The sequence below is a fragment of the Hyphobacterium marinum genome, assembly GCF_036330325.1.
Lineage (GTDB): Bacteria > Pseudomonadota > Alphaproteobacteria > Caulobacterales > Maricaulaceae > Hyphobacterium > Hyphobacterium marinum.
This window is the reverse complement of record NZ_JAZDRO010000001.1, coordinates 1-25,864: the sequence shown is the minus strand read 5'-3', so window position 1 is coordinate 25,864 and position 25,864 is coordinate 1. Positions and strand designations below refer to the sequence as shown.

Annotated in this window: 18 protein-coding genes; 12 read left to right on the top strand and 6 right to left on the bottom strand. The window is 63.3% G+C overall.

The window, feature by feature from the left end:
* Positions 1-90 precede the first annotated feature (90 nt).
* The 3 genes from V0U35_RS00090 to V0U35_RS00080 all read left to right on the top strand — a co-directional run bounded on the left by V0U35_RS00090 (position 91) and on the right by V0U35_RS00080 (position 5,486).
* Complete coding sequence (locus tag V0U35_RS00090) at positions 91-2,751, top strand: EAL domain-containing protein (RefSeq protein WP_330194570.1); 2,661 nt, start codon at positions 91-93, stop codon at positions 2,749-2,751.
* Between the two features lie 81 nt (positions 2,752-2,832).
* Positions 2,833-4,713: a copper resistance system multicopper oxidase gene (locus V0U35_RS00085; protein WP_330194569.1), complete on the top strand. Its 1,881-nt coding sequence runs from the start codon at positions 2,833-2,835 to the stop codon at positions 4,711-4,713.
* Positions 4,713-5,486, top strand: a complete 774-nt coding sequence (locus tag V0U35_RS00080; RefSeq protein ID WP_330194568.1) for a copper resistance protein B — start codon at positions 4,713-4,715, stop codon at positions 5,484-5,486. Before V0U35_RS00085 ends, V0U35_RS00080 begins: the two co-directional genes overlap by 1 nt.
* Here the strand turns inward: V0U35_RS00080 and V0U35_RS00075 are convergent.
* Positions 5,483-6,016: a DUF305 domain-containing protein gene (locus V0U35_RS00075; protein ID WP_330194567.1), complete on the bottom strand. Its 534-nt coding sequence runs from the start codon at positions 6,014-6,016 to the stop codon at positions 5,483-5,485. The two genes, V0U35_RS00080 and V0U35_RS00075, sit on opposite strands and share 4 nt — an antisense overlap.
* Positions 6,017-6,185: 169 nt before the next feature.
* On the opposite strand from V0U35_RS00075, the gene V0U35_RS00070 reads away from it, so the two are divergent.
* Positions 6,186-6,479, top strand: a complete 294-nt coding sequence (locus V0U35_RS00070; protein ID WP_330194566.1) for a hypothetical protein — start codon at positions 6,186-6,188, stop codon at positions 6,477-6,479.
* A gap of 95 nt (positions 6,480-6,574) precedes the next feature.
* A complete protein-coding gene (locus tag V0U35_RS00065; protein WP_330194565.1) occupies positions 6,575-7,318 on the top strand; it encodes a PepSY domain-containing protein in 744 nt (247 codons plus the stop codon).
* On the opposite strand, the gene V0U35_RS00060 is transcribed toward V0U35_RS00065, so the two are convergent.
* A complete protein-coding gene (locus tag V0U35_RS00060) occupies positions 7,315-8,466 on the bottom strand; it encodes a CaiB/BaiF CoA transferase family protein (RefSeq protein WP_330194564.1) in 1,152 nt (383 codons plus the stop codon). The genes V0U35_RS00065 and V0U35_RS00060 overlap by 4 nt on opposite strands.
* Positions 8,463-9,242, bottom strand: a complete 780-nt coding sequence (locus tag V0U35_RS00055; protein WP_330194563.1) for an enoyl-CoA hydratase/isomerase family protein — start codon at positions 9,240-9,242, stop codon at positions 8,463-8,465. Before V0U35_RS00055 ends, V0U35_RS00060 begins: the two co-directional genes overlap by 4 nt.
* A 128-nt stretch (positions 9,243-9,370) precedes the next feature.
* Between V0U35_RS00055 and V0U35_RS00050 the strand changes: the two genes are divergently transcribed.
* Together V0U35_RS00050 and V0U35_RS00045 are read left to right on the top strand one after the other, a co-directional pair.
* Positions 9,371-10,822 carry a sodium/proline symporter gene (locus V0U35_RS00050; RefSeq protein WP_330194561.1) on the top strand — a complete coding sequence of 484 codons (1,452 nt, stop codon included), beginning with the start codon at positions 9,371-9,373 and terminating at the stop codon, positions 10,820-10,822.
* A gap of 69 nt (positions 10,823-10,891) precedes the next feature.
* The gene (locus tag V0U35_RS00045; protein WP_330194560.1) at positions 10,892-11,095 is read left to right on the top strand and encodes a dodecin family protein; all 204 of its coding nucleotides are present in this window, start codon (positions 10,892-10,894) and stop codon (positions 11,093-11,095) included.
* Between the two features lie 23 nt (positions 11,096-11,118).
* On the opposite strand, the gene ppk2 is transcribed toward V0U35_RS00045, so the two are convergent.
* Complete coding sequence (gene ppk2, locus V0U35_RS00040) at positions 11,119-11,874, bottom strand: polyphosphate kinase 2 (protein WP_330194559.1); 756 nt, start codon at positions 11,872-11,874, stop codon at positions 11,119-11,121.
* 203 nt (positions 11,875-12,077) lie between these two features.
* Between ppk2 and V0U35_RS00035 the strand changes: the two genes are divergently transcribed.
* Positions 12,078-12,728: a response regulator gene (locus tag V0U35_RS00035; protein ID WP_330194558.1), complete on the top strand. Its 651-nt coding sequence runs from the start codon at positions 12,078-12,080 to the stop codon at positions 12,726-12,728.
* Between the two features lies 1 nt (position 12,729).
* On the opposite strand, the gene V0U35_RS00030 is transcribed toward V0U35_RS00035, so the two are convergent.
* Both V0U35_RS00030 and V0U35_RS00025 read right to left on the bottom strand, forming a co-directional pair.
* Positions 12,730-14,514: an ATP-binding response regulator gene (locus V0U35_RS00030; protein ID WP_330194557.1), complete on the bottom strand. Its 1,785-nt coding sequence runs from the start codon at positions 14,512-14,514 to the stop codon at positions 12,730-12,732.
* A 105-nt stretch (positions 14,515-14,619) separates the two neighbouring features.
* On the bottom strand, positions 14,620-15,996 hold the full coding sequence (locus V0U35_RS00025) for an MFS transporter (protein ID WP_330194556.1): 1,377 nt from the start codon (positions 15,994-15,996) through the stop codon (positions 14,620-14,622).
* A gap of 188 nt (positions 15,997-16,184) precedes the next feature.
* On the opposite strand from V0U35_RS00025, the gene V0U35_RS00020 reads away from it, so the two are divergent.
* From V0U35_RS00020 to V0U35_RS00005, 4 genes are all read left to right on the top strand, one after another.
* Positions 16,185-23,273 (top strand): Ig-like domain-containing protein, encoded by a 7,089-nt coding sequence (locus V0U35_RS00020; RefSeq protein ID WP_330194555.1) that lies wholly within the window; start codon positions 16,185-16,187, stop codon positions 23,271-23,273.
* 93 nt (positions 23,274-23,366) lie between these two features.
* Positions 23,367-23,720 carry a hypothetical protein gene (locus tag V0U35_RS00015; RefSeq protein ID WP_330194554.1) on the top strand — a complete coding sequence of 118 codons (354 nt, stop codon included), beginning with the start codon at positions 23,367-23,369 and terminating at the stop codon, positions 23,718-23,720.
* The gene (locus tag V0U35_RS00010) at positions 23,717-25,063 is read left to right on the top strand and encodes a carboxylate--amine ligase (protein WP_330194553.1); all 1,347 of its coding nucleotides are present in this window, start codon (positions 23,717-23,719) and stop codon (positions 25,061-25,063) included. The genes V0U35_RS00015 and V0U35_RS00010 overlap by 4 nt, the downstream gene beginning before the upstream one ends.
* A gap of 26 nt (positions 25,064-25,089) precedes the next feature.
* Positions 25,090-25,773 carry a gamma-glutamyl-gamma-aminobutyrate hydrolase family protein gene (locus V0U35_RS00005; protein ID WP_330194552.1) on the top strand — a complete coding sequence of 228 codons (684 nt, stop codon included), beginning with the start codon at positions 25,090-25,092 and terminating at the stop codon, positions 25,771-25,773.
* Positions 25,774-25,864 lie beyond the last annotated feature (91 nt).

Below are 25,864 nucleotides of genomic sequence, written 5' to 3'. Positions count from 1 at the left end.
CGGCTTTTCTCTAAAATTTAACTTCCCGATGGATAGTGTGCCTGCTGAAGGAGAGGGCAACGACCGGGTCACTCCAAAGGGAATGCCGCGATGATGAACCAGTCTGACACGAGCAAGACGCTTTCTTGTCGTATACCCGTGCCGACCGCACTGACCGGCATTTTCCTGCTGGTGGCGATCTGTATGTCCGTCGCCATTCCATCCCAGGCAATCGCGCAGGAAACGGCATCAACCGTTTTGCCGTCACCCTTCGACACGGCGGTTAGCGAGGCCCGCAGCAACATGATGGCGAGCCCGCCGGACGCGCTTGCCGCCGCCGAGCGCGCCGCCGGGATCGCTGCGGAATTTCCGGAGGGTCATGACCGGAATACAGCCCTGGCAACCGCCAGCTGGCTCCAGTCCGAAGCCCTGACCCGGCTTGGCCGGCCTGCCGAGGCGGGACCTGTCGCGCGGACGGCCCTGGAACAACTCGGCGAAGACCCTGAAGCCACCAAGCTCTATGCCGACATCCTGTTGTCGCTTGGGCGCACCGAAAAACTGCTCGGCCGGCATGGCGACGCACTCGAAATCTATCAGCAGGCCTATGGCGTATACCAGGAGATCGGCGAGACGCGCAGCGAGTCCATCGTCCTGCAGTCCATCGGATCGATCTATAATGATGCCAGGCAGTTCGAGCGCGCTGCGGAGTATTTCCTCGATGCCACGGAACGCTTTCAGGATCCGTCGCTGGACCTCGCCGCCTTCAACAATCTGGGGAATGCCTATACCGAGCTCCGGCAGTATGACGAGGCGCTGACCTATTACAATCGTGCCCTGGCCATCGCGGCGGAGATGAATGCCGCCATGCTTGAGGCGCGCATCCTGAACAATATCGCTTCGTTGCAGGTCGCCCATGGCGAGTACAATGCCGCCGACATGTCGCTGGATGCGGCCTTTGCAAGGGCCGGTGATCCGTCGGGTGCCGAATGGGCGCGCTTCATGTGGGGCGTTCGCGCCCAGGCCGCGCACGGGCGCGGCGAGGAGGTGCGGGCCCGCAACTTCATGGAGCGTACCTTTGAGGGCGTACCGCTAGACCAGACCAACCAGCATTTCACTGAATTCCACGGAACAGCGGTCGAGATTTTCATTGCACTCGAGGATTGGGAAAGCGCGCTTGCCCACCTGCAGGCTTTCAAGCGGCTGGAGGATGAGGGTCGGGAGTTCGCGGCGTCCGCCAATGCTGCGCTTGTCGGGGCTCAGTTCGACTTTGCCGAGCAGGAAATCCAGATCCAGGAGCTTCGTGCCGCTGGGCTCGAAAACGCACTTCAACTCGCCCGGACACAGGCGCGCCAGCGCCAGTTTGTGGCCGCCGGTATTGCCGCCCTGTTTGTCCTTCTTCTCTTGGTCGCCTGGCTGCGTGTCCGCGTGGCCCGCGAACGCCAACGAGCCCTCGAGCAGGCATTGTATACGGATTCCGCAACCGGACTTCCGACCCGCTCGGCATTGATCCGGCAGTTGCGGGAAAAGGAAAAGTCGAGCGATACGGTACTGACGGTCGTGGCCATCGAACTGGACCGCCATACCCATCTGGAAGGGGTTCTGGGCTTCAAGAATTTTGCGGAGCTTCAGGCTGCAATCGCCAGGCGGCTGAGCGAGGAGGGTGATTATGACGATGTTGCCCTCGTCTCGCCTGGCCTGTTCGCGCTCTATGTCGAGAGCGATGACGAGCATCGCCTTCGCGATGAAGCCGAACTGATCCGCAATTATTTCACCCAGCCAATCAGGCTCGACAATCTGGATATCGACGTTGCGATGACGATCGGGATGGCGTCCGATGAAGATCCGGAAACGGGACTGAAGAATGCGATCATAGCAATCCAGCAGGCCCGGGCCGCGCACACGTCACTCGCCGGCTTCGATGCGGTCGCCTACGGCGATCCGTCCGAGAATCTCACGACAATGAGCCGCATGCTCGCTGCGATGGAAAACGGCGACATGGCGCTGCACTACCAACCCAAGCTGAATTTGCGGAAGGGACAGTATCTGGCCGCGGAATCGCTGTGCCGGTGGACTGATCCCGAACGCGGCTTTATCCCGCCGGACACCTTCATCCCCCAGGCCGAGGAAACCGGACATATCCGCGCCTTCACCGAATGGGCGCTCAATGAGGTCGTCGAAGCGCGCATCGCTCTGAAAAAGGCTGGACACGACATCGACCTGGCCGTGAATATTTCCGGTGCCCTGGTCGCCGATATCGGCTTTGCCCGCAAGGCGCTCGACATTGTCGAACGGGCTCCGGGCGGCATCGTCTTCGAGGTGACCGAGACTGCGATGATGCATGATGCCGAGCGCGCCCTGGAAAATTTCGACCGCTGGGCGGATGCCGGCGTCAAGATCGGGATCGATGATTATGGCTCGGGTTTCTCTTCGCTCGCCTATCTCAAGCGCCTGCCAAGCAGTGAGCTCAAGCTCGACCGCATGTTCATTACCAATATCGCGGGGTCGGAACGTGATCGGACCCTGGTAAAATCGACTATCGACCTCGCGCACAATCTCGGGCTTCAGATCACTGCCGAAGGGGTCGAAACCGAAGAGGCGCTGGCGCTGCTCAAGCTTCTCGGCTGCGACTGGGCGCAAGGCTATCTGATGACAAAGGCCCTGCCGCTCGACGATTTCAGCGCTTTCCTCGACTGGTCACACACGGTCGGCGAGCGCGAGATCGGTCCGGCCCGTACACGGCCGCTCCGGGAAATCCCGCAAGGCCGTCGCTAGGCCGAATTTCATGTGAACCGGGCTTTGCCTGCGCGTCTCTCCGTCCTATCTGTGACCTGAGAACTGCCGGGACCCGAACACATGTTTTCCAGACGTCACCTATTGAAAGCCGGGGCTGCGCTCGGTGGTACGCTGGCCATTTCCTCCCTTCGGCCAGCTTGGGCGCAGTCCGGCGCGGCGGCCAATCTCTCGGGTATTCGTCCGCTCTCCGGGTCGGTCTTTGATCTCGAGGTTGGACGGTCGCAAGTGAACATCGACGGCCGGTCTGGCCCGGCGATTACGGTGAACGGCCAGGTCCCGGCTCCGCTGCTGCGGTGGCGCGAAGGCGACGAGGTCACGCTCAGGGTCCACAACCGGCTCGACACCGATACTTCGATCCATTGGCACGGAATCCTGTTGCCAAACGAGATGGATGGGGTACCGGGCGTCACCTTCCCAGGCATCGCGCCGGGCGCGACCTTCACCTACCGTTTTCCGCTGCGTCAGGCCGGGACGTACTGGTACCATTCCCATTCGGGCCTGCAGGAGCAGATGGGGCATTACGGCCCGATCATCATCGAACCGCGCGGCACCGATCCGGTGACCCATGACCGCGAGTATGTGATCGTGCTCTCCGACTACACGTTCGAAGGTCCGCACACCGTTTTCGAACGGCTGATGACGGTCAGCCATACCTATAACTACCAGCAACGAACCGTCGGCGATTTCTTCCGCGATGCCTCCCGCAACGGCTTTGCCAATGCCTGGCGCGACCGGACGATGTGGGGCCGGATGCGGATGAGCCCGACCGACATTTCCGACGTCACCGCCGCGACGCTGGACTATCTGATCAACGGTCACGGACCCGCCGACAACTGGACGGGTCTGTTCGAGCCGGGCGAACGGGTGCGCCTGCGCATCATCAACGCCTCGGCGATGACGATTTTCAACCTGCGCATTCCCGGACTGCCGATGACGGTGGTGCAGGCCGACGGGCTGGATGTGCAACCGGTCGAGATTGACGAATTCCAGATCGGCGTGGCGGAAACCTATGACGTCGTCGTCACACCGCGCGAGGATCGCGCCTACACGCTGATGGCCGAGACCATCGACCGCAGCGGCTATGCCCGCGCCACGCTCGCCCCGCGCATGGGCATGACCGCGCCGGTTCCGGCGCTGCGCGAACGCCCGACCCTGACCATGACCGACATGGCAATGGATCACGGCTCCATGGGCCATGACACGTCCACCGCCGACACCGTGGATCACGCCGCGATGGGACATGGGCCCGCACCGGCATCTGGCCATGACGGCATGGATCACGCGGCCATGGGTCACGGGTCTGCTCCGGACCATGCCGCCATGGGACATGGCAGCGGGCATGACATGCCAGCGTCGGATACCGGCCCGCAACGTCACGACCATCCGATGGGGCCAGGCGTGGCGGGGGTCGCCGAACGGCCCACCAACCGGCTGCACGAGCCGGGACTGGGTCTGGAAAACGTAGCGCACCGCGCGCTCGCCTATACGGACCTGCGAAGTCTTGAACCCAATCCGGATCAGCGACCGCCGGGCCGCGAGATCGAAATCCACCTGACCAGCAATATGGAACGCTATATGTGGTCCTTCGACGGGCGGCGTTTCAGCGAGGTGGTCGCCCCGATCGAATTCACCCAGGGCGAACGCCTGCGGGTCACCTTCGTCAACGACACGATGATGGTTCATCCTATCCATTTGCACGGCATGTTCTTCGAGGTCGTCAACGGCGAGACGAGCCACAAGCCGCGCAAGCACACGATCAACGTCAAGCCGGGCGAAAAACTGTCCTTCGATGTGACGCCCGAGGACGTCGGCGACTGGGCGTTCCACTGCCACCTGCTCTATCATATGCATGCCGGCATGTTTCAGGTTGTGCGCGTTCAACCGCGCGCCAATGAACCTGAAGAGCCAGACCATTCCGGCCATCACGGGATGCACCACTGATGCGCGCCGCTCTCCTGACGTCTCTCCTCCTTCTGGCGGCGGTGACGACGCCCGCGCTGGCCCAGAGTCATGACGGACATGGCGGTTCGGCGTCGACGACCGGGGAAGCGCTCGAAAACCTGCGCCACGAGACCGGTGGTCAGCGCCAGTTCGTGTTCAGCACAGACCGGTTCGAATACCGCACGTCCGACGGCGAGGATGAATTCCTGTGGGACGTCGATGCCTGGTATGGCGGGCGGCTGAACAAGCTCTGGATCAAGTCCGAAGCCGAGTACGACCGGGACGAGGGGGCCTTCCACGAGGCCGAAATCCAGCTGCTCTGGTCACGCGCCATTACGTCCTATTTCGACGTGCAGGCCGGACTGCGCCACGATTTCGCGCCGGGCGGAAACCGCACACATGCAGTTGCCGGGTTGCAGGGTCTTGCGCCCTACTGGTTCGAGATCGACGCTGCGGCCTTCCTGTCGAACGAGGGCGAGCTGACGGCGGCCATCGAAGCCGAATACGACCTTCTCCTGACCCAGAGGCTGATCCTGCAGCCGCGCGCGGAGGTCGGGTTCTCGGCCCAGGACATGCCGGACCTCGAAACCGGAGCCGGCCTCACCGGCATCGAGGCGGGGTTGCGCCTGCGCTACGAGATTGTCCGGCAGTTCGCACCCTATATTGGAGTCGAATGGACGCGGTCATTGGGAGAAACGGCGGACTATGCCCGCGCGGCGGGCGAGGACGTCGAGTCAACGGCGCTCGTCTTCGGGCTGCGCGTCTGGTTCTAGGCCGGGTCCGGATAGGCCCCCGCTTCGAACTCCGGCACAGGGCGGGCGGCAGCCTCGGCCTCGGTTTGCGCCTCTCCGTTTTCGGAAATGTCGTCGAGCAGCCATTTCATCTCGGCGATCTCGCGGCGCTGCGCCTCGATAATGCTGTCAGCGAGCTCCCGTACCCGCACGTCGGAGATATTCGCCCTTTCCGATGTGAGGATGGCGATTGAGTGGTGCGGGATCATCGCGCTCATCCAGCTCTTGTCGTGCACGGTCTCCTGACTGCGCACCAGCCACAGCGCCAGAACGAAAACCAGGGCGCTGCCCGCGTAGATCGCGATATTGATTTTCGTGTCCTTGTACATCGAGAGCATGAAGGACAGCATGACGACCGCCATCGCCGCGCCCATGATGAACGTCATGTAGAAGCGGGTTTCGCTGAACATGATGTGTTCGGGACGATAGGTATTCAGATACATCAAGCCGAACATCACGATCATCGAGGTCGCGATCATCGCGCCGAATTTCCAGTAGGGAGAGGATTGCATGATCTTGAAGACTCCGCTGCTTGGCTCGAATAGGGGATTGCTGACAAAACCCGTTACGAGACGCGGAGTTCCCGCTGGTGCCCGCGCGCGAGCCTGTTAGGCTGTCCCGTCACCGTCCGGTAGCGGCGATGGGTTCGCGGACCGGACGCCTTGAATGGGGGATCAACTTATGAAGACTCTTACACTCAGCCTGTTTTCCGCCGCCCTGCTGCTCGGCTCTGCCGCGATGGCGGACCATCATGGCGATTCCGGCCACGGTGCGCCCACGGCGGACGAGTGCGAGGCGCTGCAGAACGCCCGCAACGACGCCATGGAATCCGGTGAGCCGATGAGCGACGAGGATCGCCGCCGTCTGGAAATGTGTGAGCGCGGCATCGAGATGGAGCATGGCGGTGGCGACGGCCACGGCGATGACCATCATGACGAGGACGATGATCACGGCGACCACGGCGATCACGACTAAAGCGTCGGATTTGCCTTGACTGCGGACTCCGCCCGGGACTCGCCTCCCGTGCGGAGTTTTCGTATCAGGCAAGGGGCTTCAGGGGAGGGCGAAGAATGACCGCATTGCTGCGCTGGACCATCCGCATCCACAAATGGATTGCGCTGATTGTTGGAATCCAGATCGTCGCCTGGGTTGCCGGCGGTCTCGTGATGAGCGCGATCCCCATCGAGCAGGTGCGCGGAGAGCACAATATCGCCGAGGCCGCTCCGGTTGATCTCGACCCGGCCAACCTGATCAGTCTCACCGAAGCCGCAGATGCAGCCAATCCCGCTGGCGGCGTGGCTGATGCGCGTCTTACGGGCTGGCAAGCACGTCCGGTCTGGTCGATCACCTCGCGCGGCGGCGGAACGATTCTCGTCGATGCCCGCGACCGCACGGTCCTCACCCCGATCGACCGCGAACAGGCCATCGCCATCGCCCGCGCCGACCATGCCGGTGATCCGGAGATTGAAGCGGTCGAATATTTCGAAGAGGCGACCTGGGAGTCTCGCCGTCCGGTGCCGACCTGGCGCGTCAGCTTTGCCGATGGCGAAGGTACCCGCATCTATGTGGCCGAGGGGACTGGCCAGGTTGTCGCCCGCCGCAATGATGTCTGGCGCTTCTACGACTTTTTCTGGATGCTCCACATCATGGACTATGAGGAACGGTCTGATTTCAACAATCCGCTCCTGATTACCTTCTCGGTCTTTTCGCTTGTGACCGTCTTCGCCGGGATCATCCTGTTGGTCATCCGTATCCAGCGGCTGATCCGCATGGAGATCGGGCGGAGGGAGCGGGAGAGGGGCCTGCGCGCTTAAGGCTGTTTCAGGCCCAGCTCAGCGAGGATTTCCGCCGTGTGTTCGCCGAGGCGCGGAGCCGGTTTTTCGCTGGCGGCGTGATGTCCGTCCATCGTCACCGGCGTGCGTACACCGGCGACGCCATCCCGTTCGATCTGCATGCCGCGCGCAGTGATCTGAGGATCGGAAAACACCTCCGCAATCGAGTTGATCGGCCCGGCAGGCACATTGGCCGCTGCGCAGGCGGCGAGCAGGTCGTCCCTGTTGCGCAGGCGCGTTTTGGCTTCGATCAACGCGGTCAGTTCGGTGCGGTGTTCGACCCGGCCCGCATTGGTGGCGAACCGCGTGTCCCGGCCTTCGGCAAGGTCGAGCACGTCACAAAGATGGGCGTACTGGCTGTCATTGCCCACCGCGATGACGAGATACCCGTCGGCGGCAGCGAAGACCTGATAGGGCACAATGCTGGGATGGGTGGTCCCGAGCCGGACAGGAGGCTCGCCGGTGGCGAAGAAATTCATCGCCTGATTGACCAGCAGCCCGGTCATGCAGTCGTAGAGCGAGAGATCGAGATGCGCGCCGCGCCCGGTCTTCTCCCGCTCGGCAAGCGCGGCCTGGATGGCAATGACGGCATAAAGCGCGGTGACGAGATCGGCTATAGGCAGCCCGACTTTCTGCGGCCCGCCGTCGGCCTCTCCGGTGAGGTCCATCACGCCCGCCATGCCCTGGATGAGAAAGTCATAGCCCGGGCGAGGCGCGTAGGGGCCGGAATGTCCAAAGCCCGTGATGGAGCAATAGACGAGACGCGGATTGAGCGCGGACAGCGAGGCATGGTCGAGCCCGTACTTGTCCAGCCCGCCGGTCTTGAAATTCTCGATGACGACGTCCGACTTCGCTGCCAGACGCCTGACGAGCTCGCGGCCCTCTTCGGTCCGGAAGTCGGCGGTGACCGACCGTTTTCCCCGGTTGCAGGCGAAGTAGTAGGCGGCGGTGCGTTCGCCATCGTGCTCGAACCAGGGCGGCCCCCAGCGGCGCGTGTCATCGCCCTCCGGGGCCTCGACCTTGATGACGTCCGCGCCGAGGTCGGCGAGCGTCTGTCCGGCGAAGGGCCCGGCGAGCACGCGGGCCAGTTCGAGGACTTTCAGACCTTTCAGCGGTTGTGGACCAGTCATGTCTTGTCCTTCGAGAAATCCGGTGTGCGCTTGTCCAGAAACGCGCGGTAGCCTTCGGCAAAATCATCGCCTGAGAAAGCGTCGAGAAAGAGCGCGCGGGTTTCCTCGGTCTCGCCCGTCACGCCGTTCTGGATCATGGCGATCATCCGCTTGGCGACTTTTGCGCTGTGACCTGAGCGCGAGACCAGAAGGGCTGCATAGTCCGCGACGGCCCGGCCGAGATCTCCGGGAGCCATCAGCCGGTCGATCAGGCCGACCGACAGCGCCTCGGCAGCCTCCAGCAGCCGGGCCGAGAAGAGTATGTCCTTTGCCGCTGGTACGCCGACCGCTTCGACGAGGCGGCGCGTGTCGTTCAGCGTATAGACAAGGCCGAGCTTGGCCGGGGTCACGCCGAAGCGCGCGCCGTCCGCGGCGAAACGCAGATCGCAAGCGAGCGCGATACCGCACCCGGCCCCGACGCAGGCCCCTTCGATCCGGGCCAGCGCCGGTTTCGGGAAGTCGGCGAGCGCGTCGAGCGCGCCGGCGACGGCACGGGAATAGGATTGCGCGCGTTCCGGGGTGGCATAGACCGCCTCGAACTCGGTGATGTCGGCCCCGGACGCAAAATGCCCGCCCGTGCCGGAGACGATCAGCACCCGCACGGCGTCGTCCTGCGCGGCTTCGTCCAAAAGGCTCGGCATGGCGGTCCACATCGCTTCGGTCAGCGCATTGCGCTTGTCTGGCCGGTCGAGCAGCAGCGTGGCAATCGCGCCGTCGCGCTCAAGGCGTATGTCCATCCCGGCCATGTCGGCTCCCGTCGAGGCTGGCGAAGGCCTCTCACATCCGCCATTCCGGTCGACAGATCAATGCGGCAGACCTAGACAGGATCAACATGCCGCATGCTCTTGGGGGAGGAAGCCGCACCATGTCCGAGACCGCCGTTGTGCTCGTCACGCTCATTGTCTACAAGCTTGTCCTGATCGGTGTCGGGATCTGGGCATCAAGCCGCAACAAGACCGAAAGCGACTTTTTCCTCGGTGGCCGACAACTCGGTCCCTGGGTTGCGGGGCTGAGCTATGCCGCCTCGACTTCCTCGGCATGGGTGCTCTTGGGCTTTTCCGGCTTCGTCTATGCGGTGGGCCTCTCGGCCCTGTGGATGGTACCGGGAATCTGGGCCGGTTATGTCGTCGTCTGGCTGGTTTTCGGACCGCGCCTGCGCGCCGAGACCGAGGCGCGCGGCCATGTCACCATGGGTGATTTCATCGCCGCGAACGCAAGCGGGATGGCGCGCCGGGCGATCATGGTCCTTGCCGCCCTGCTCGTGCTCTTCTGCTTTATCTTCTACATCGCCGCCCAGTTCGGTGCCGCCGCGATTGCCTTCGAGAGCCAGTTCGGACTGGGGCATGTCGAGAGCATCCTCGTCGGGGCCGGTGTCATCCTCATCTATTCGCTGCTCGGCGGTTTCTGGGCGGTCAGCGTGACGGACACTTTGCAAGGCGCGCTGATGGCGCTGATCGCGGTACTTCTTCCGGCGGCCGCCCTTGTCGCAGTCGGTGGTCCATCCGGCGTGATCGAGACCCTGCAGGCGACCGCGCCGGAAGAATACTTGTCGCCGACCGGCGGGCGCAGCACTTTCCTGTTTCTAGGGTTTGCCGTCGGGATAGCCTCCATCGGTCTCGGAACGCTCGGCCAGCCTCACCTGATGGCCCGCCTGATGGCGGTCAAGGACGACACGGCCCGCCGCCGCGGATTTGCCATCGCCATGAGCTGGGGCGTCATCGTGTTTGTCGGCATGGCGGTCATGGCGCTCTCGGGACGGGCGCTGGTCGGGGACGGCTATGATGGTGAAGCCCTCTTCTACCAGCTCGCGAGCGACCTTTTCCCGGCGGTGTTTGCCGGCATCATCATCGCGGCTGTCCTCTCTGCCGTCATGTCGACCGTGGATTCGCTGCTGGTCGCGACCGCCGCCGCCGTTGCGCACGACATGGGCGTCGCTCGGCGCTTTCCGGGCCGGGAGGTCCTGATCTCGCGCATCGTGATGAGTGCGCTCTGCGTGCTGGCGGTCATCCTCGCAGCAACGTTGCCGGCGACGATTTTCGACCGCGTCCTGTTTTCCTGGTCGGCGCTGGGCGCAGCTTTCGGCCCGATAATTTTCGCTCGGGTATCCGGCATAGAACCGAAACCTGCCGCCATTCTGGCGGCCATCACGGCTGGCTTCTCGGTCACCGTCTTCTTCTATGCCTGGGGCCAGGTGGGCGGCGACAGCCTATGGGCCCAGCTGGCGGGCCTGCCCGGCGATCCGTTCGAACGGATAGTCCCCTGGCTCGCTCCACTTCTGCTGGTCTTTGCCTGGCGGACACGGTCCCAGCAGCCCTGATTGCTTTCAGCCGCTACAGGGCAAGGCTAGGGTTCCGGTCTTCAGAAACCGTGACACGAGGAGGCTGACATGTCCGTTGCCCGCGTAACCGAAATTTCCGCCACATCCACCAAGAGCTTTGACGATGCGGTCCGGGAGGGCATCAAGCGCGCCAACAAGACGCTGCGCAACATCCGTGGGGCCTGGGTGAAGGAACAAAAAGTCACTGTGGCCGACGGCGAAGTCACCCACTTCGTGGTCAACATGATGGTGACGTTCGAACTCGACACCTAGTCCGGGTTCGCGCCGGGACCGTGTCAGGATGCGAGGAAGTCTGGCGCGGTCCCCGGTGTATCCCACAGGCAGAAGCGATCCGGGTCAGCATCCGGGACTGCGTGGGTATACCCGGCATTCTCGACACTGCGCAGAATGTCATGAATGACCGCCAGGCGGGCACGGCGCTTTGAATCGCCCTTCACGACCCGCCAGGGCAGGGGCGTGCAGGTCTCGTCCAGCATGCGGTTTCGCGCGGCCGAATAATCATCCCACTTCTCGACCGCGACGGCGTCAATCGGGCTGATCTTCCAGGATGTGAGCGGGCTTTTCGTGCGTTCTTCGAGCCGCTCGATCTGCTCGTCCTTGGAAATGTCGAGATAGTATTTGAGCAGGACCAGCCCGTCCTCGCCGAGAATGCGTTCAAACGCCCCGACATCGCCGAGAAAGGCTTCGTACTGGGCGTCGCTGCAGAACCCCATGACACGTTCGACACCGGCCCGATTGTACCAGGAGCGGTTGAACAGGGCCATTTCGCCGTTAGCCGGCAGATGCGTCACCCAGCGCTGGAAATACCAGGACGCCCGGTCCCGGTCGTTCGGCTTGCCGAGCGCGACCACGCGGGTCTCCCGGGGGCTGAGATGTTCAACGATCCGCTTGATCGTGCCGTCCTTGCCCGCGGCGTCCCGCCCCTCGAGAATGACAAGGAGACGCTTCTCCTTCGCGATCAGGTGACGTTGCAGGTCAACCAGATTGATCTGCGCGCGGTGTAGTGCTTCGCGATATTCTGCCTTGTCCATGATGCCGGCTCCCTTTGGCGCGCCATGGTGTGGCAAACGCCAAAGCGGGTCCAGCCGGGAGCGCGGCTGATCTCGCTTCTGAACGCCTGTGTTGACGGGCCGGGCAATGTCCGCCAAGCCGGTCGGTAGAGGGGTGTAAACAGGAGTGGGGCTGTCGTGCTACCGGCAGGCAGAGTGACGGTGGGGACCAGCGGAGGCTTGCCATGAGCCGGCCCCGCAAGATCGCCCTTGTCGACGACCACAGGCTGTTTGCTGACGGTTTCCGCAGCCTGCTGACCCAGTCAGACATCGACTGCGAGGTCACGGTTTACGATGAACCGGCGGGTTTCCTCGAAGCCTTTGCGGGCGGAGAACCGCCCGACCTGATCGTACTGGACCTGGTCATGCGCGGCATGAACGGGCTGGCGCTTCTGGCTGCGGTACGCGGCCAGCGCAAAAGCGCCCGGGTCCTGATGTTGTCCGGTATTACCAGCGCAGCCCCGGTCAACGAAATGAAGCGGCTGGGCGCGTCCGGATTTGTCCACAAATCCGCTGACACAGCCGTGTTGCTTGACGCGGTCGAAACCATATTGGGCGGACGGACGTATTTTCAGGACGTGGCCGAGGCCGGCCTGGTCGATGACGGTGGCGATTCCGGCGACTGGGCTGGCGCAGCCGAACTGCCCCAGCTTGGCCCCCGGCAGCTGGACGTCCTGACCCTGATGGGGCAGGGCGTGACCAATCGCGACATCGCCGAAGCGCTGGATATCAGCGAAAACACCGTGAAATCTCACATGCGGGCCATCTTTGAATCCCTGCAGGTTCGCACCCGTACGGCCTGTGTCCGCAAGGCGCAGGCGCTGGGTTTTATCTAGATCAGCCAGTCCCCGGCCCATGCAGGGCGGAAATCAGGGCGGCGCGCAATTGGTCACTGTCGGCTGGCTTGGGCAACAGCGTCACCCGGGGCATGCGGGCGATGGCGTCATGCTGGACGATGTCGCCACTCAGGAGGATTGCGGGAACGTCATCGAGGACTTCCCCGCGTAGCCGGTCGACCACGTCGAGGCCGTCTTCGCCATCGGCCAGACGCCGGTCGGCGATGATCAGAGACGGTTCGGCATCAGCCCAGGACAGGAGCTGCATGGCGGTGTCCCCGGATGCCGCAGCGATGACCCGGCAACCCCAACATGTCAGGAGGATTTCCAGCCCTTCGCGGATGGAGGCCTCGTCCTCGACCAGAATGACAAGTGGAGCACCGCTGATCTCGTCGGGAATATCGGCAACGGTTTCAGGCTCCCGTCCCGGTTCGGCAAGCGGCAGGACGATCCCCGCCCGGGTTCCCGCGCCCGGTTCTGACTGGAAGCTAAAATCAGCCCCCAGCTTGCTGGCCAATTGACGGACGATCGGCAGGCCGAGGCCCAGGCCGGGCTCGGGTGCGTTTCGAGCCCGGGTCAGCTGGACATAGTCATCGAAGATGCGGTCCTGGTCTGCCGCCGGGATGCCGGGGCCGGTATCACTCACGGCGACGAGGACGCCTGCGTCCGAGACTGCCGCCGTCAGTTCGACCGTCCCGCCTGCGGGTGTGAATTTCAGCGCGTTGGAGAGCAGGTTGCGCAGGATCCGCGTGACCAGGAGCGGGTCACTGTCGACGATGAAGGGGCAGGATCCCACGTGCAGCGCGATACCGCGGCGTGCGGCGGTGGCTTCGAATTCCGACTTCAGCCCGGCCGTGACGATCTCGAGATCAAATGCCGTGCGACGTGCGACGATCGCGCCGCTGTCGAGCCGCGCGGACTCCACCAGCGCCTGAAGCAGGGTTTGCTGGCTGCGCCAGGCCGCTTCGATCTTGTCGAGCAGTTCGGTTTGCTCGGGGCGATCGAGCAGACGGCGCAACGCCTGCAGAAAAAACCCCTGAGCCTGGAGCGGCTGTGACATGTCATGACTGGTCGCGGCGAGAAAGCGGGATTTTTCAGCGCTGGCTTTCTCGATAATGCGGTTCTGGGCCTGCAGGGCGGCGGCGAGCCGCCGGTTGCGTTCCGCGGCCAGTGTCTCGACGGTCTGGATTTCCGAACGCGCGCTGACCAGTAGGCCAAAGCCATAGAATATAAGCAGACCCACGCCGATCAGGCGCGCCGGCCCGTCCACCGTCACCAGCCAGTAGATCGAGAATGGCAGGAACATGCCGCTGGCGAGGCCAACGAAAGTCGGCCGGTATTCCGCGCTCGGCAGCATGCCGCCAAGCGTGATCGAGACCACCATGTTGATCGTGATGAAGAGATTGAGCAGCGAACTCGGGTCGAGATAGGCCATGGCCAGTCCCGACCAGACCAGCCCGGTCAGGGTCGAGATCGCGATATGGCCTTGCAGGAAGCGGCGGAAATTTTCCGCCGTGATGCCGTCCGGCACGGTCAGGCGCGGATAGGCATAGACCACTCCGACGAGGAGGCTGGTAAACACGAACCAGATAGCGGCAAAGGCGTAATCCCCCGCAAACAGGATCAGCGCGGTAAAATAGACAACCAGACCTTCAACGATGAGGCAGGAGAGCCGGTTGCGCCGAACCAGGAGGCGGGCCTGTTCCAGGCGGACAGCCTCTATGTCCCCGGCGAGCAGATCAGCGGGGTCTTGTGAACGGGCGAAACTGTCGGCGGCGTCTGTCATGCGCGGCCTGCTCCGGTAGGGGCCAAGGCAATAGCCTCGACCTGAACTGGCCCATGCTGCGCCGCGCGGGCGCAAGCTTCAATCACCTGAAAGGATGAACACTGTTCACAACGCCCCGCCGGGCGGATGCGGGGCGGCTGTCAGCGCGCGGTGGGTTTCCCGGCTGACGGGGTAGCGCCGAACCACCAATACGATACCGGCCATGAACAGGGCGGGGAGTCCGGCTGTCATGGCGAGGATGGCCAGCCGGGACGATGCGGTCAGCTCGCCTGCATCGGCATCGTATCCGGCGATGGCGAGCAGGCCGCCGGCCGCCAGGAGGGTCAGGCCCGTCGCGCATTTCTGGATGAAGGTCAGCAGGCCAAAGGCCCGCGCCTCGATCCGCTCACCTGTATGGTGGCTTCCGTAGTCGAGCGCATCGGGCACCATCGACCACATCATGACCGGAATGGCGGTGCCACCCAGCCCCGCGATGGCGACGGCACTGAGGAGCACGACGACCGGAGCACTCGGAGCCGCAAACAGTGCCAGATAGCCTGTGACCGCAACCGCCAGCCCTGACATGAGCGCAACGCGTTTCGAGCTTCGCCGCGCGACAAGGACCCAGAGCGGCGCGGCGAGTAAGGTCATGAAGGCCGGGATGGCAAGGAAGGCCGCGGCAAGGCCCGGTTCGCCCACGACGTGGTTGACGAAGTAGAGAGCGCTGCTGGTGAAGAAGGCATAGCCGATTGTCCCCAGCGCCATCACGCCCGCGAGCCGCTGAAGGGGGCCGTTGCCGCGCAACCCCTGCCAAAGACCAGCAAGATCACCCCGCAGGCTTCGGGCCCGGCTCGATTCACGTACGGCGACTCGCTCTCCACAGCCGCGGGCCGACAGGTAAAGACAGAGCGCTGCCACGGCCCCGACCACGATGGCGGCGACCCGGTAGCCAACGCCTTCAGAACCGCTGGCCAGCACGATAACCGGAACGCAAATCGCAGCGGCGAGCCCGCCAATGGCCGCGCCGGCGACGCGGAAGCCGGACAAAGTGCTGCGCTCATCACTGTCTGCGGAAAGCCGGAGCGGCAGGGTGTTGTAAGGCATGCTGGCAAAGGTGAAGGCGGTCCTGAAGGCCAGATGGGCCAGCAAGGCCAGGATAGCGGTCAAGACGGGTCCGGATGCCGGAACGGCGAACATGGCGACAAAGCTCAGGCCCACGGGAAGGGCCGCCCCGGCCATGATCGGCGCATAGCGCCCGGTCCGGGCCGCACGCCGTTCCGCCCAGGCCGCGACCAACGGGTCGGAAACCGCATCCCAGATCATCGCAACCAGAAAAATCGCGCCGGCCAGCGCTGCGGGAATCCCGAGGACATCTGTATAGAAATACAGGAGAAACAGGGCGCTCGCCTGCCAGACGAGCAAGAATCCCGTGTCGCCCAGGCCATAGGCAATCCGGTTTGAGACGGACGTGAATCCGGACTGGGCCGTTGGCTTTGTCATCATCGTGCGACCCTACACCGGCGACGGCATCAGTGTCCCCCATTGCCACCCATTTGGGTGATTGTTTCCCGATCAGGGGCAAGGGACGCTTTCCTCAACGATCGCCGACGTGTGCCAATCGCCATTCGTCAAGGGGCACTGATCGTAATCAGGAGCCGGGCAGACCAGACCCGGCGTTAAGGGGATTTGCCATGCTGGCTTCGATTCGCGGGTTCATCAAACTGATCCTGGTCGGCTTTTCGGTTTCGGCAGGAGCGGGTCTGATCGCCGGTCCGGCCGCGGCCCAGGATGTAACCGCACCCCGCGTTCAGAGCGTATCCTCGGCGCTCTATTCCAACGATGACATCCAGTACATCCAGCTGCTCTTCACCGAACCGGTGAACAACATCGACGCCAGCGATTTCACCGTGGTGGGATCAACCGCGACGATCACCGATTTTTCCAGTCCCTACGAGAACGCATATAGCCTCGAAATATCCGGTGGAGATCTGGCCGACATCGCCGATACCGATTTGTCGCTTGGCCTCGCAGGCGGGCAGGACATCACCGATCTGGCGGGCAATCCGCTGACGACCATCGCTTCGCTGGGCGGCTGGACGCATGTCAATGTCAACAATACGCGCCCGGCGCCGGTTTTTACATCGGCCGCGGTGGCCCCTGTTTCCCAGCCCTTCACGGTCAATCTGGCTTTCCCGCCGACACCCACAGAATGGACCGATTCCATCATCAACGGCACGCTGACCCAGAGCGATATCGTCGTCGGCAACGGTACAATCGAAAGCTTCACCCTCACATCGACCGGTGAGGGGTATCAGACGGGCGCGACCATCGTCATTCGCCCGGCCGCGGACGGGCCCGTTACGGTCGATCTGCCCGAGAATGCCGTCTACGACGAGGCCTCGAACCAGAATACGGCGGCCACCCAGTTTTCCATCAATGCCGATATCGATCCGCCGACTGTCAGCATTTTCAAACCCGGTGCTGCCTGCCCCTGCACCAGTGCCATAACCGTCACCATCGTGTTTTCGGAAAGCAATATTACCGGGTTCGACGTCAGTGACCTGACGGCATCCGGGGCGACATTATCCGGCTTCACATTCAATGGCCGGTCAGGTTCGGTGACCATGACGCCCACCGGCGATGGTACGATGACGCTGGACATAGCGGCCGGTGCCGCGGTCGATTCCGACGGGTTTGGCAATGTGGCTGCACCGCAATTCTCGGCGGTCATCGATACCACCCGACCGACAGTAACACTGTCCACGGCTGCGGCTGCTCCGGTTACCGGCGAGTTCGACATCAATATCCAGTTCTCGGAGCCGATGACGAATATCGGCAATACGGGTGTCTGGACAATGAGTGGCGGAAGCCGGCTGTCCGTAACCGGCAGTGGCGCGAACTACGTGATGCGGGCGCGGCCTCAACAGGGGGCCCAGGGCACGTTGACGCTCGACCTGGCCGAAAATGGATTCTCCGATGCTGCCGGAAACGGAGTCGTGGCACCGGCACAATTCCAGATCGCCTACGATCGCGCCAATCCGCGCATTGCTTCTGTCGCACGGTTCAGCCCGTCCGAAGCGACCACCAATGCAGACTCCCTGACATTCACGGTGACCTTCAGCGAGGACGTGACCAACGTCGATGCCGGGGATTTTGATATCTATACGCTCGACTACGCGCCCGCCAACACGACGGCGACGATCACCAACGTGACGCCTGTCAGCGCGTCGGTTTACCGGGTGACCGTGTCAGGCGGGAATCTGGACAGCCTCAGTAACACGACAATCACGTTGAATGGCCGGACGGACGGAAACATCCGTGATGCGGCCAATAATGTAATGACCGTCCGCAGTCCGCAGACCACACCCGAGGGCTATACGATGGACAATGCCGCGCCTGCGGCGCTCGCGTTCGCGCGGCAATCCCCGTCGGCCAGCAAGACCAACTCCGATACCCTGACCTGGCAAGTGACCTTCAGCGAGGCCGTTACGGTCGATGCAGCGGACTTCGCATTGACAGGTACAACCGCGGGGCTGTCAGTCTCTGTTCCGGCTGCTGATCAGGCCGAGACGTCCGGAATTGCGTCCTTCCCCGCTCCCTTGCCCAGCTCCACGACTTGGCTCGTCACGGCATCCGGCGGCGATCTCGCTGCGCTGGACGGGGAGGTCGGGCTCAATTTTTCGGGAAGCCAGGACATTGCAGACAGTGTCGGAAATACGCTGGCCGGGACTGAGCCCGCGACCGACGAAGTCTTTGATGTCCGCAATTCTGACCCCGCGCTGGCGTCGATCACGCGTCTGACGCCGGCTGGATCGCTGACGAATGCAGACAGCCTCGTCTGGCGTCTGACCTTCTCGCAGATCGATGGAAGTTTCGACCTGCCCACCTCGGCTTTCACGGTCGCCGGATCGACCGCGACAGTCACGAACGTCTCGCGCTTTTCAATTGGCTTTGATGTCACCGTTTCCGGCGGCGATCTGGCCGGTCTCAATGGAGACGTCACGCTTGGCCTCGCCGATACCGATTTCCAGGACGACTACGGCAACGTTATGGACCGGACTATTCCGGCAGGCGCGGAGCTTACCTACACGCTCGACAACATCGTGCCGTCCGTTGAAATTACCTCCGCCGCGGGCACCCTGGTGAATGGCGACTTTGATATCACCATCACCTTCTCGGAGCCCGTGACCGGGTTCGATGTGAACGATATCGTCCGCAGCAATACCGGGAGGTATGACTTTTCGGGTTCGGGCGCGGTCTACACCGTCACGATGGCACCCAATGACTCACCGTTCACGATCGATATCCCGGCCGGGGCCGCGCAGGACTCTGCCGGTAATGACAACACGGCGGCCACCCAGTTTGTCGGCACGGTAGATTCCACGCGCCCGACAGTGACGCTCTCCACAACGGCTGGCATCGTTACATCCGGCCACCGGACCGTGTCCGGCCCGTTCACGCTGGATATCGAGTTCTCCGAAACCGTGGAGGACTTCGTGATCGGCGATCTCAGCCTGACCAATGCTACCGCGTCCAACTTCAGTGGCAGTGGCACGACTTATTCGGTTCTGATTACGCCGACGCCCAATGCCCAGATAGAGATCCTGCTTGAGGGTAATGCTTTCAGCGATCCGGCCGGCAATCTCGGCTTCGGTGCCCAGCTTGAAGTGGATGACGATCAAACTCCGCCGCGAGTGTTCAATCTGCAGCGCCTGACGCCCGCCGATGCCCGGACGTCCGCGGATGTCCTGGTCTGGCTGTTCCAGACCAATGAAAACACGATCGATGTGGATGCGGCGGATTTCACCGTGACCGGAACCAGCGCAGCGATCACCGATGTGACTTCTGACGCGGGCGGAACGCGCTATGAGATCTCGGTCTCCGGCGGTGATCTGGCCGGATTGAATGGTGATGTGACCCTGGGCCTGGCACCCGGTCAGAACATTACTGACTATGGCGGGAACACCTTTGCCGACACGACACCGTTCGGAACCCATGCACCGACCTACACGCTCGACAACACATCGCCGTCTGTGGCGCTGTCGACCGGTGCCACGATTCCGTCTGGCCCATTCACACTGAACATCGCGTTCAGCGAGGCGGTCACCGCCTTTACCGTGGAAGACCTCGTCATCGGGAACGGGACAGCGTCGGACTTTGCCGCCGTCGCTCCGGCCGGTGATGGCGCGCCATCGACCGCGCCCCTTCCCGCTTCGGCCAGCTACACGGTGACGATCACACCGGCGAGTGACGGGCCGGTGACGGTGGATGTCGCCGCCGGAGCGGCCAATGACGCGGTCGGGAATCCCAGCCTGGCGGCAAGCCAGTTCTCCATTCTGGCGGACCTGACCGCCCCCGGCGTGGCCTCCATCGCGCGCCTCACCCCCACGGTCAGCCCGACCGATGCCGATGCGCTGACCTGGCGCGTGACATTCAGCGAACCGGTGTCGAACGTGTCCGGCAATGATTTCGCAGTTACCGGGACGACGGCTTCGGTGACGGGGGTCACGGCGGTCAGTACCGCCATCTATGACATACAGGTCTCGGGCGGTGATCTCGCCACCATCAATGCGATCGTGACGCTGGGCTTCGCCGGCGGTCAGGATATTGAAGATGCAGCGGGCAATGCGCTGGCCGACACCGCGCCAACCGGCACCGATGAGCGCAGCTGGTCGATCATCAACGATCAGGTAGCGCCCCGGGTGGCATCCATCACCCGGATCGCCCCGACCGAGCTGAATCCGACCGGTTCCGACACGCTACATTGGCGCGTGACTTTCGACGAAGAGGTTACACAGGTCGACGCGGGCGATTTCATCGTCACCGGAACCACAGCAATTGTCAGCGAAATCACGCCGCAAGCCAGTGACCCCCAAGGGCAAACGGGAGTATCTGCGCCGGCTGCCACGTCCGGGACACGCCATTATGATGTCCTGGTTTCCGGTGGTGATCTTGCAGATCTGAACGGGACTGTGACGCTGGACTTTTCTTCGGGCCAGAATATCACTGACCTGGCCGGGAATGCTCTGGCCGACACCACGCCGACGAGCGCAAACAACAATACCTTTGTCGTTGACAATGCCGGTTCGACGATCACCTGGTCCGGCCCCTCCTCGGTCAATACGGCCTTTATCCTGGAGATCGCCTTCAACGAACCCATTACAGGGTTCGAGATCGGGGATCTGGTTGTAGGCAACGGAACGGCGTCCAACCTGACCTCCACCCCCGACACGTGGAGCTGGCCGGCCGGATACGAAGCGCTCTACAGCGTCACGATCACACCCTCGCTTTCGGGCATCGTCACAGTCGATATCGCTGACGATGCCGCAACCGACCTTGCCGGAAACGGAAGCCAGGCTTCGGTGCGGTTTGCCGCCACGTACGACCAAATGGCACCCCGGCTTGCGACCATTCAGAGGGTAGCCCCGACTGAACTGAATCCGACGGGGTCGGACACACTTTATTGGCGTGTGACCTTTGATGAAAGTGTCGCCGGGGTTGATTCTGCCGACTTCAACCTGGATGGGACTACCGCAACGGTGCAGGCTTCGCCTGTTGCGGCAGGTCTCCCGCCGTCAATGGTGTCGAACGGCACGCCGACATTCCCGGCTCAGGCCTTTTCGAACACGGCTTATGATGTCACGGCGTCAGGAGGCGATCTGGCCGATCTGAATGGTGTCGTCACGCTGACTTTAGTGTCTGCCCCGGACATTGCCGACCTGGCGGGCAATGCGCTGGTGAATACAGCTCCGACGGGTGCCAACAACAACACTTTTATCGTCGACAACACCGGTGCGACGGCCACGCTGGCGACCAACGCGGCTGCGCCGGTCAGCGGTGCCTTCACCTTGGACATCACTTTCAACGAACCGGTTACAGGGTTTGAGATCGGGGATCTGGTCGTGGGCAACGGAACCGCGTCCAACCTGACTTTTGCCCCTGACACCTGGAGCTGGCCGGCCGGATACGAGACGCTCTACAGTGTCACAATCACGCCAACCAGCCAGAGCCCTGTGACCGTCGAAATCGGATCAGGGACTGCGACGGATCTTGCAGGTAATGACAATCAGGCGGCGGCTCAATTCTCTATAGCCAGCGACACGCTGCGCACGCTGACCGTGACACTGCCCGGCGTCGGGGCCGGTACGGTCACCAGTGCCTCCGCGGGGATCAGCTGCGGCACCGACTGTACCGAGGAGTATACGGTGGGTGCTGACGTCACCCTGACCGCAGCGGCCGATACCGGCTCGACGTTCGCGGGCTGGACGGCCGGGCCATGCGCCGGGACATCCACTGCGAGCTGCGTCGTGCCAATGAATGCGGACCAGACGGTCTCCGCCCGTTTCACGCTCGATACACCGCCAGCCGGCCGGATTGTCGCCTCGACCCTGCCCGGGGCCCGGTCGGGCCATGTCGGCGGCCCGGCCATGTCTGCCTTTCTCTCGGTCGTCAGCCGCACGACCAGCCCGGCGCAAGGCTGTACGGTCGCCGCGCCTTCCGGTGCGCCCGTGACCTTGTCCTACCGCCAGGTCGACGGTTCGAACATGCCCATCGGCCCCGCTGACCCGCTGTTCGATCTTCCGTCAGGCGGCACGCTCAGCTTCGTGCTGGAATTGTTGCCTACGGCTCTGACCGCAGCGGGCGGCTATGACTTCCTGCCGGTCATCGATTGCGAGAATGCCAGTCTCGACCCGATTGTGGGTGTCAACTCGGTGCTCCTGAACATCGGTGCGGCCCCGACGCCGGACATTCTCTCCAGCAGTGCGACACCATCCGGCGATGGCGTAATCCGCATTCCGTCTGCCGGGGGTGTGGGGATCATCTCCGCCGCCGCGCTCAATATCGGCGTCGGTGACGGTTCGGGTGGACCCAATGATGTCACCCTGACCGTCGCGGCCGACACGGGCGCAGCCGTGCTGCCGGTGACGATTGACCTCTGCCAGATCGATTCCGCGACAGCGGCCTGCGTGACCCCGCGCGCAGCCAGCGTGACCGTGCCAATGTCAGGTTCGACGCCGCTGTTCTTCGCAGCCTTTGTCCGTGACACGAGTACAGGCGGCATCGCGTTCGACCCGGCCAACGCGCGTGTCTTCCTGCGCTTCAGCGATGCAACAGGCGCGATCCGCTCGGCCACGAGTGCGGCCGTGACGGCTCCCGCTCCGTCGGCGAATGAAGCGGAAATCGCGAACGGTCTGCCCGCGGGCCGGTGGAGCGCGCTGGTTCGCCAGCCCGACGGGGTCTGGCCCGGACTGGCGCGTGCCTCGCTCTATGTGTTCGAGGACGGCAATGCCCTGATCGACACCGGCACTGCCATCACGACCTTAGACCTGGACACCCCGCTCCCGGGCGAAGTGGACGGGGCGGCCCGCTTCCGCGCTGGCCATCTGACCGGCTACTGGACGCTGCAGGGCGACATCCGGATTGGAGCCCCCTGGGCCGAGACGGTGGGTGAACTCTGGGGCGTTCGCGATGCGCGGTCTGACCGGGGTGATGGAATGATCGCGCCGGGACGCTATACCGAACGCGATGCACGCCGCGGAGAAGGGCTGACGGTTGCGGGAGACGGGTCGATCAGCGGTGTTCTCGGTGGTTGTCTTGTCAACGGAGCCGCCAGTGCTGCCCCGTCTGGGGCACCTGGGCTCTCGGTTGCTAATTTGACGTTCTCATCCTGCGCTCAGCCCGGAGACTACCGGGCCGTGATGGACCCGGCCGCCAACGACAACGAAACGCCGCAGCTCATTGTGGGCGGACCTGCGGGCGGCTGGCGTCTCGGCCGGTAGGCCCGGCGTGTCCTGGTCGCCGGCAGAGCGGTCCCGACTGCGCCCGCGGCCGGGGGTCGGGAACGCGCGGGCCGTTCGGCGCGTTTACCGGTCATGGAACACGCAACGCGCCATATTCCGGCCCAGGCAACGCTCACGCGCTCGCTATTCAGCGCCATGCAGATTGCGGGCGGCTTGCTCCTGACCGGAGCCGGTGCCGTCATCGCGGTCACCCCGATCCCGCTGGGTCTGCCGGTGATGGCGATGGGCCTGGTCGTGCTGACGTCCTGCAGTCCGGCCTGCCGCCGTACCGCGGCCGGTATACGCCGTCGATTGCGTTTGCTTGATGCGGCGCTTGTCCGCCTTGAAGACCATGCACCGCGCGCATTTGCCCGGCTGCTGCGCCAGTCCAACCCGCGCTACCATGCCTGCATGGCTGCCTTTGCCCAGGATAATGTCATCCGATGAAATCGAAACGCCGCAAGGCCGAGGACGAGAGCCGCTACAAGGGCCGCGTCCTCCTGACCTATGGACGCAGCCTTATGGCCCTGAGCGCCGCTCAGGTGCTTGATGACCGTGATATCGAGGTCATTGGCTGCGACTCGCTCGACCTGACGGTGCTGCAGTGCTCGACGCACTGCTCGGACTATTTCGTGCACGCCGACTGGGAAGACGATCCGGACGGCTTTATCGATGATCTCGTCGCGGCGGCCCGCAAATACCGGCCGGATGACGATCGGCCCTATGTCCTGATGCCGATGTTCACCGACACACGGATCATCGCCGAACATGCCCACCGGTTCGACGGGCTGATCAAGCTGGCCATTCCGCGCCAGTCGAGCATTGACGGGGTGGAGCCGAAGTCCAACCTCATCGGCACGGCGGAAGCCGCGGGGGTCCGCGCGCCGCTGACGGTCTGGCCGAAAACCCGTGACGAGGTGCGCGACATCGCCCGCGACGCGCCTTATCCGGTGCTTACCAAGGCCGTGTCGGGTGTCGGCGGGCGCGGCATTGACCGCCATGACGATGCGGACTCCTTGAACGGGTATTTCGAGGATCTCGGCGAGGACGATCGCCCCTGGCCCGTCATCCAGCAGATGGTCGACGGCGAGGATTATTGTTTCTGCGCGCTTTGCGACAAGGGCGAGATCATCGCCCACATGGCCTATCGCAATCTGCGCTCCTTCCCGCGCAAGACCGGGGCGGGCGTCGTCCGCGAGACCGTCGACGATGCGCCCTTCCTCGAGGAAGCCCGGAAACTGCTCGCCCACCTGAACTGGGACGGGGTTTGCGAGATCGACTACCGCTGGACCGGCAAACCCGACGAGAAGGCCTGGTTGATCGAGGTCAATGCCCGCTTCTGGGCCGGCCTGTTCCATTCCATTGCCAGCGGTGTGGAATTTCCCTGGCATCTCTATCAGCTCACCGCGACAGGCAAGACCGATACGCCACGCAAGGCGACCGTCGGCCGCAAATCAAAAATCCCGCTGCTCTGGCTCGTTTCGGCAGCCCAGGAAATCGCCGAAAAGGATGATTACGCCCAGCGCCTGTCATCTGCCTGGCAGGATTTGGGCGATCCGCTTGATGAGACCGATCCCATCACGCGCATGGGCAAGCTGGTGGGCCGCGCACTTGATGCGCCGCGCCTGGTCAAGCTGGTGAAGTCGGTGCTCGACGCCGGCAAGGAGGTCGACGAGGCTGCGGACGACTTTATCCCGCCCGAGGATGCGAATGCGGCGCTGGGTATCATGTTCATAGCCAGCTCGCTGATCCGCCATGGCGAATTGCCGCCGGAATTGAAAGCCAAATAGTCTGCGAGACCCGCTATAACGTTTTTATGACCCGACCGCGTATCGGCATTACCAAACCCGTCTCCGGCGACTGGCTGGTCTTTGCCGCCCTGTGGCTTGCAGTACGGCTTGCCGGCGGACGCCCGACAGCGATATCCGAGCGGCACCGGCGCAGTCCCGCCCGCATTGACGGCCTGTTGCTGAGCGGCGGCTATGACGTCAATCCGCACCTTTATGAAGGGGTGGCCGATCCGAAGAAGCGCTATGACAATGGCCGCGACGAGCTGGAAATGGCCTGGGCACGCCATTGCTGGGACAAGCAGGTGCCGATCCTGGCCATCTGCCGGGGCTGCCAGCTCCTGAATGTCTCGCGCGGCGGGGATATTCTCCAGAAGATAGAACCCGATATCCTCAAGACCTATCCCAGCGGACCGATTGGCTACGCCATCTTCCGTAAAAGTATCGAGATCATCGAGAATTCCCGGCTGGCAAAAGTCACCGGACGCACCGTTCTCAACGTCAATTCCCTTCATCGCCAGGCCGTGCGGCGGACCGGCAAGGGGTTGATGATTTCGGCCCGCGAATCTCATGGCGGGATCCAGGCCGTCGAGGCCGAGGACGACCGCTTCGTGCTGGGCGTCCAGTTTCACCCCGAATTGTTGATCCATCGCGCCGAGATGCGGGCCATTTTCCGGGCTTTCGTGGAGGCCAGCGCCAACACCTCCCACTGACCCTCAGCAAAGCAAAACGGCCCGGGTTTCCCCGGGCCGCTTCACTTTTATGCGTTGTCTGTTGGTGCAGACTAGTTGAGGTCGATGAGGA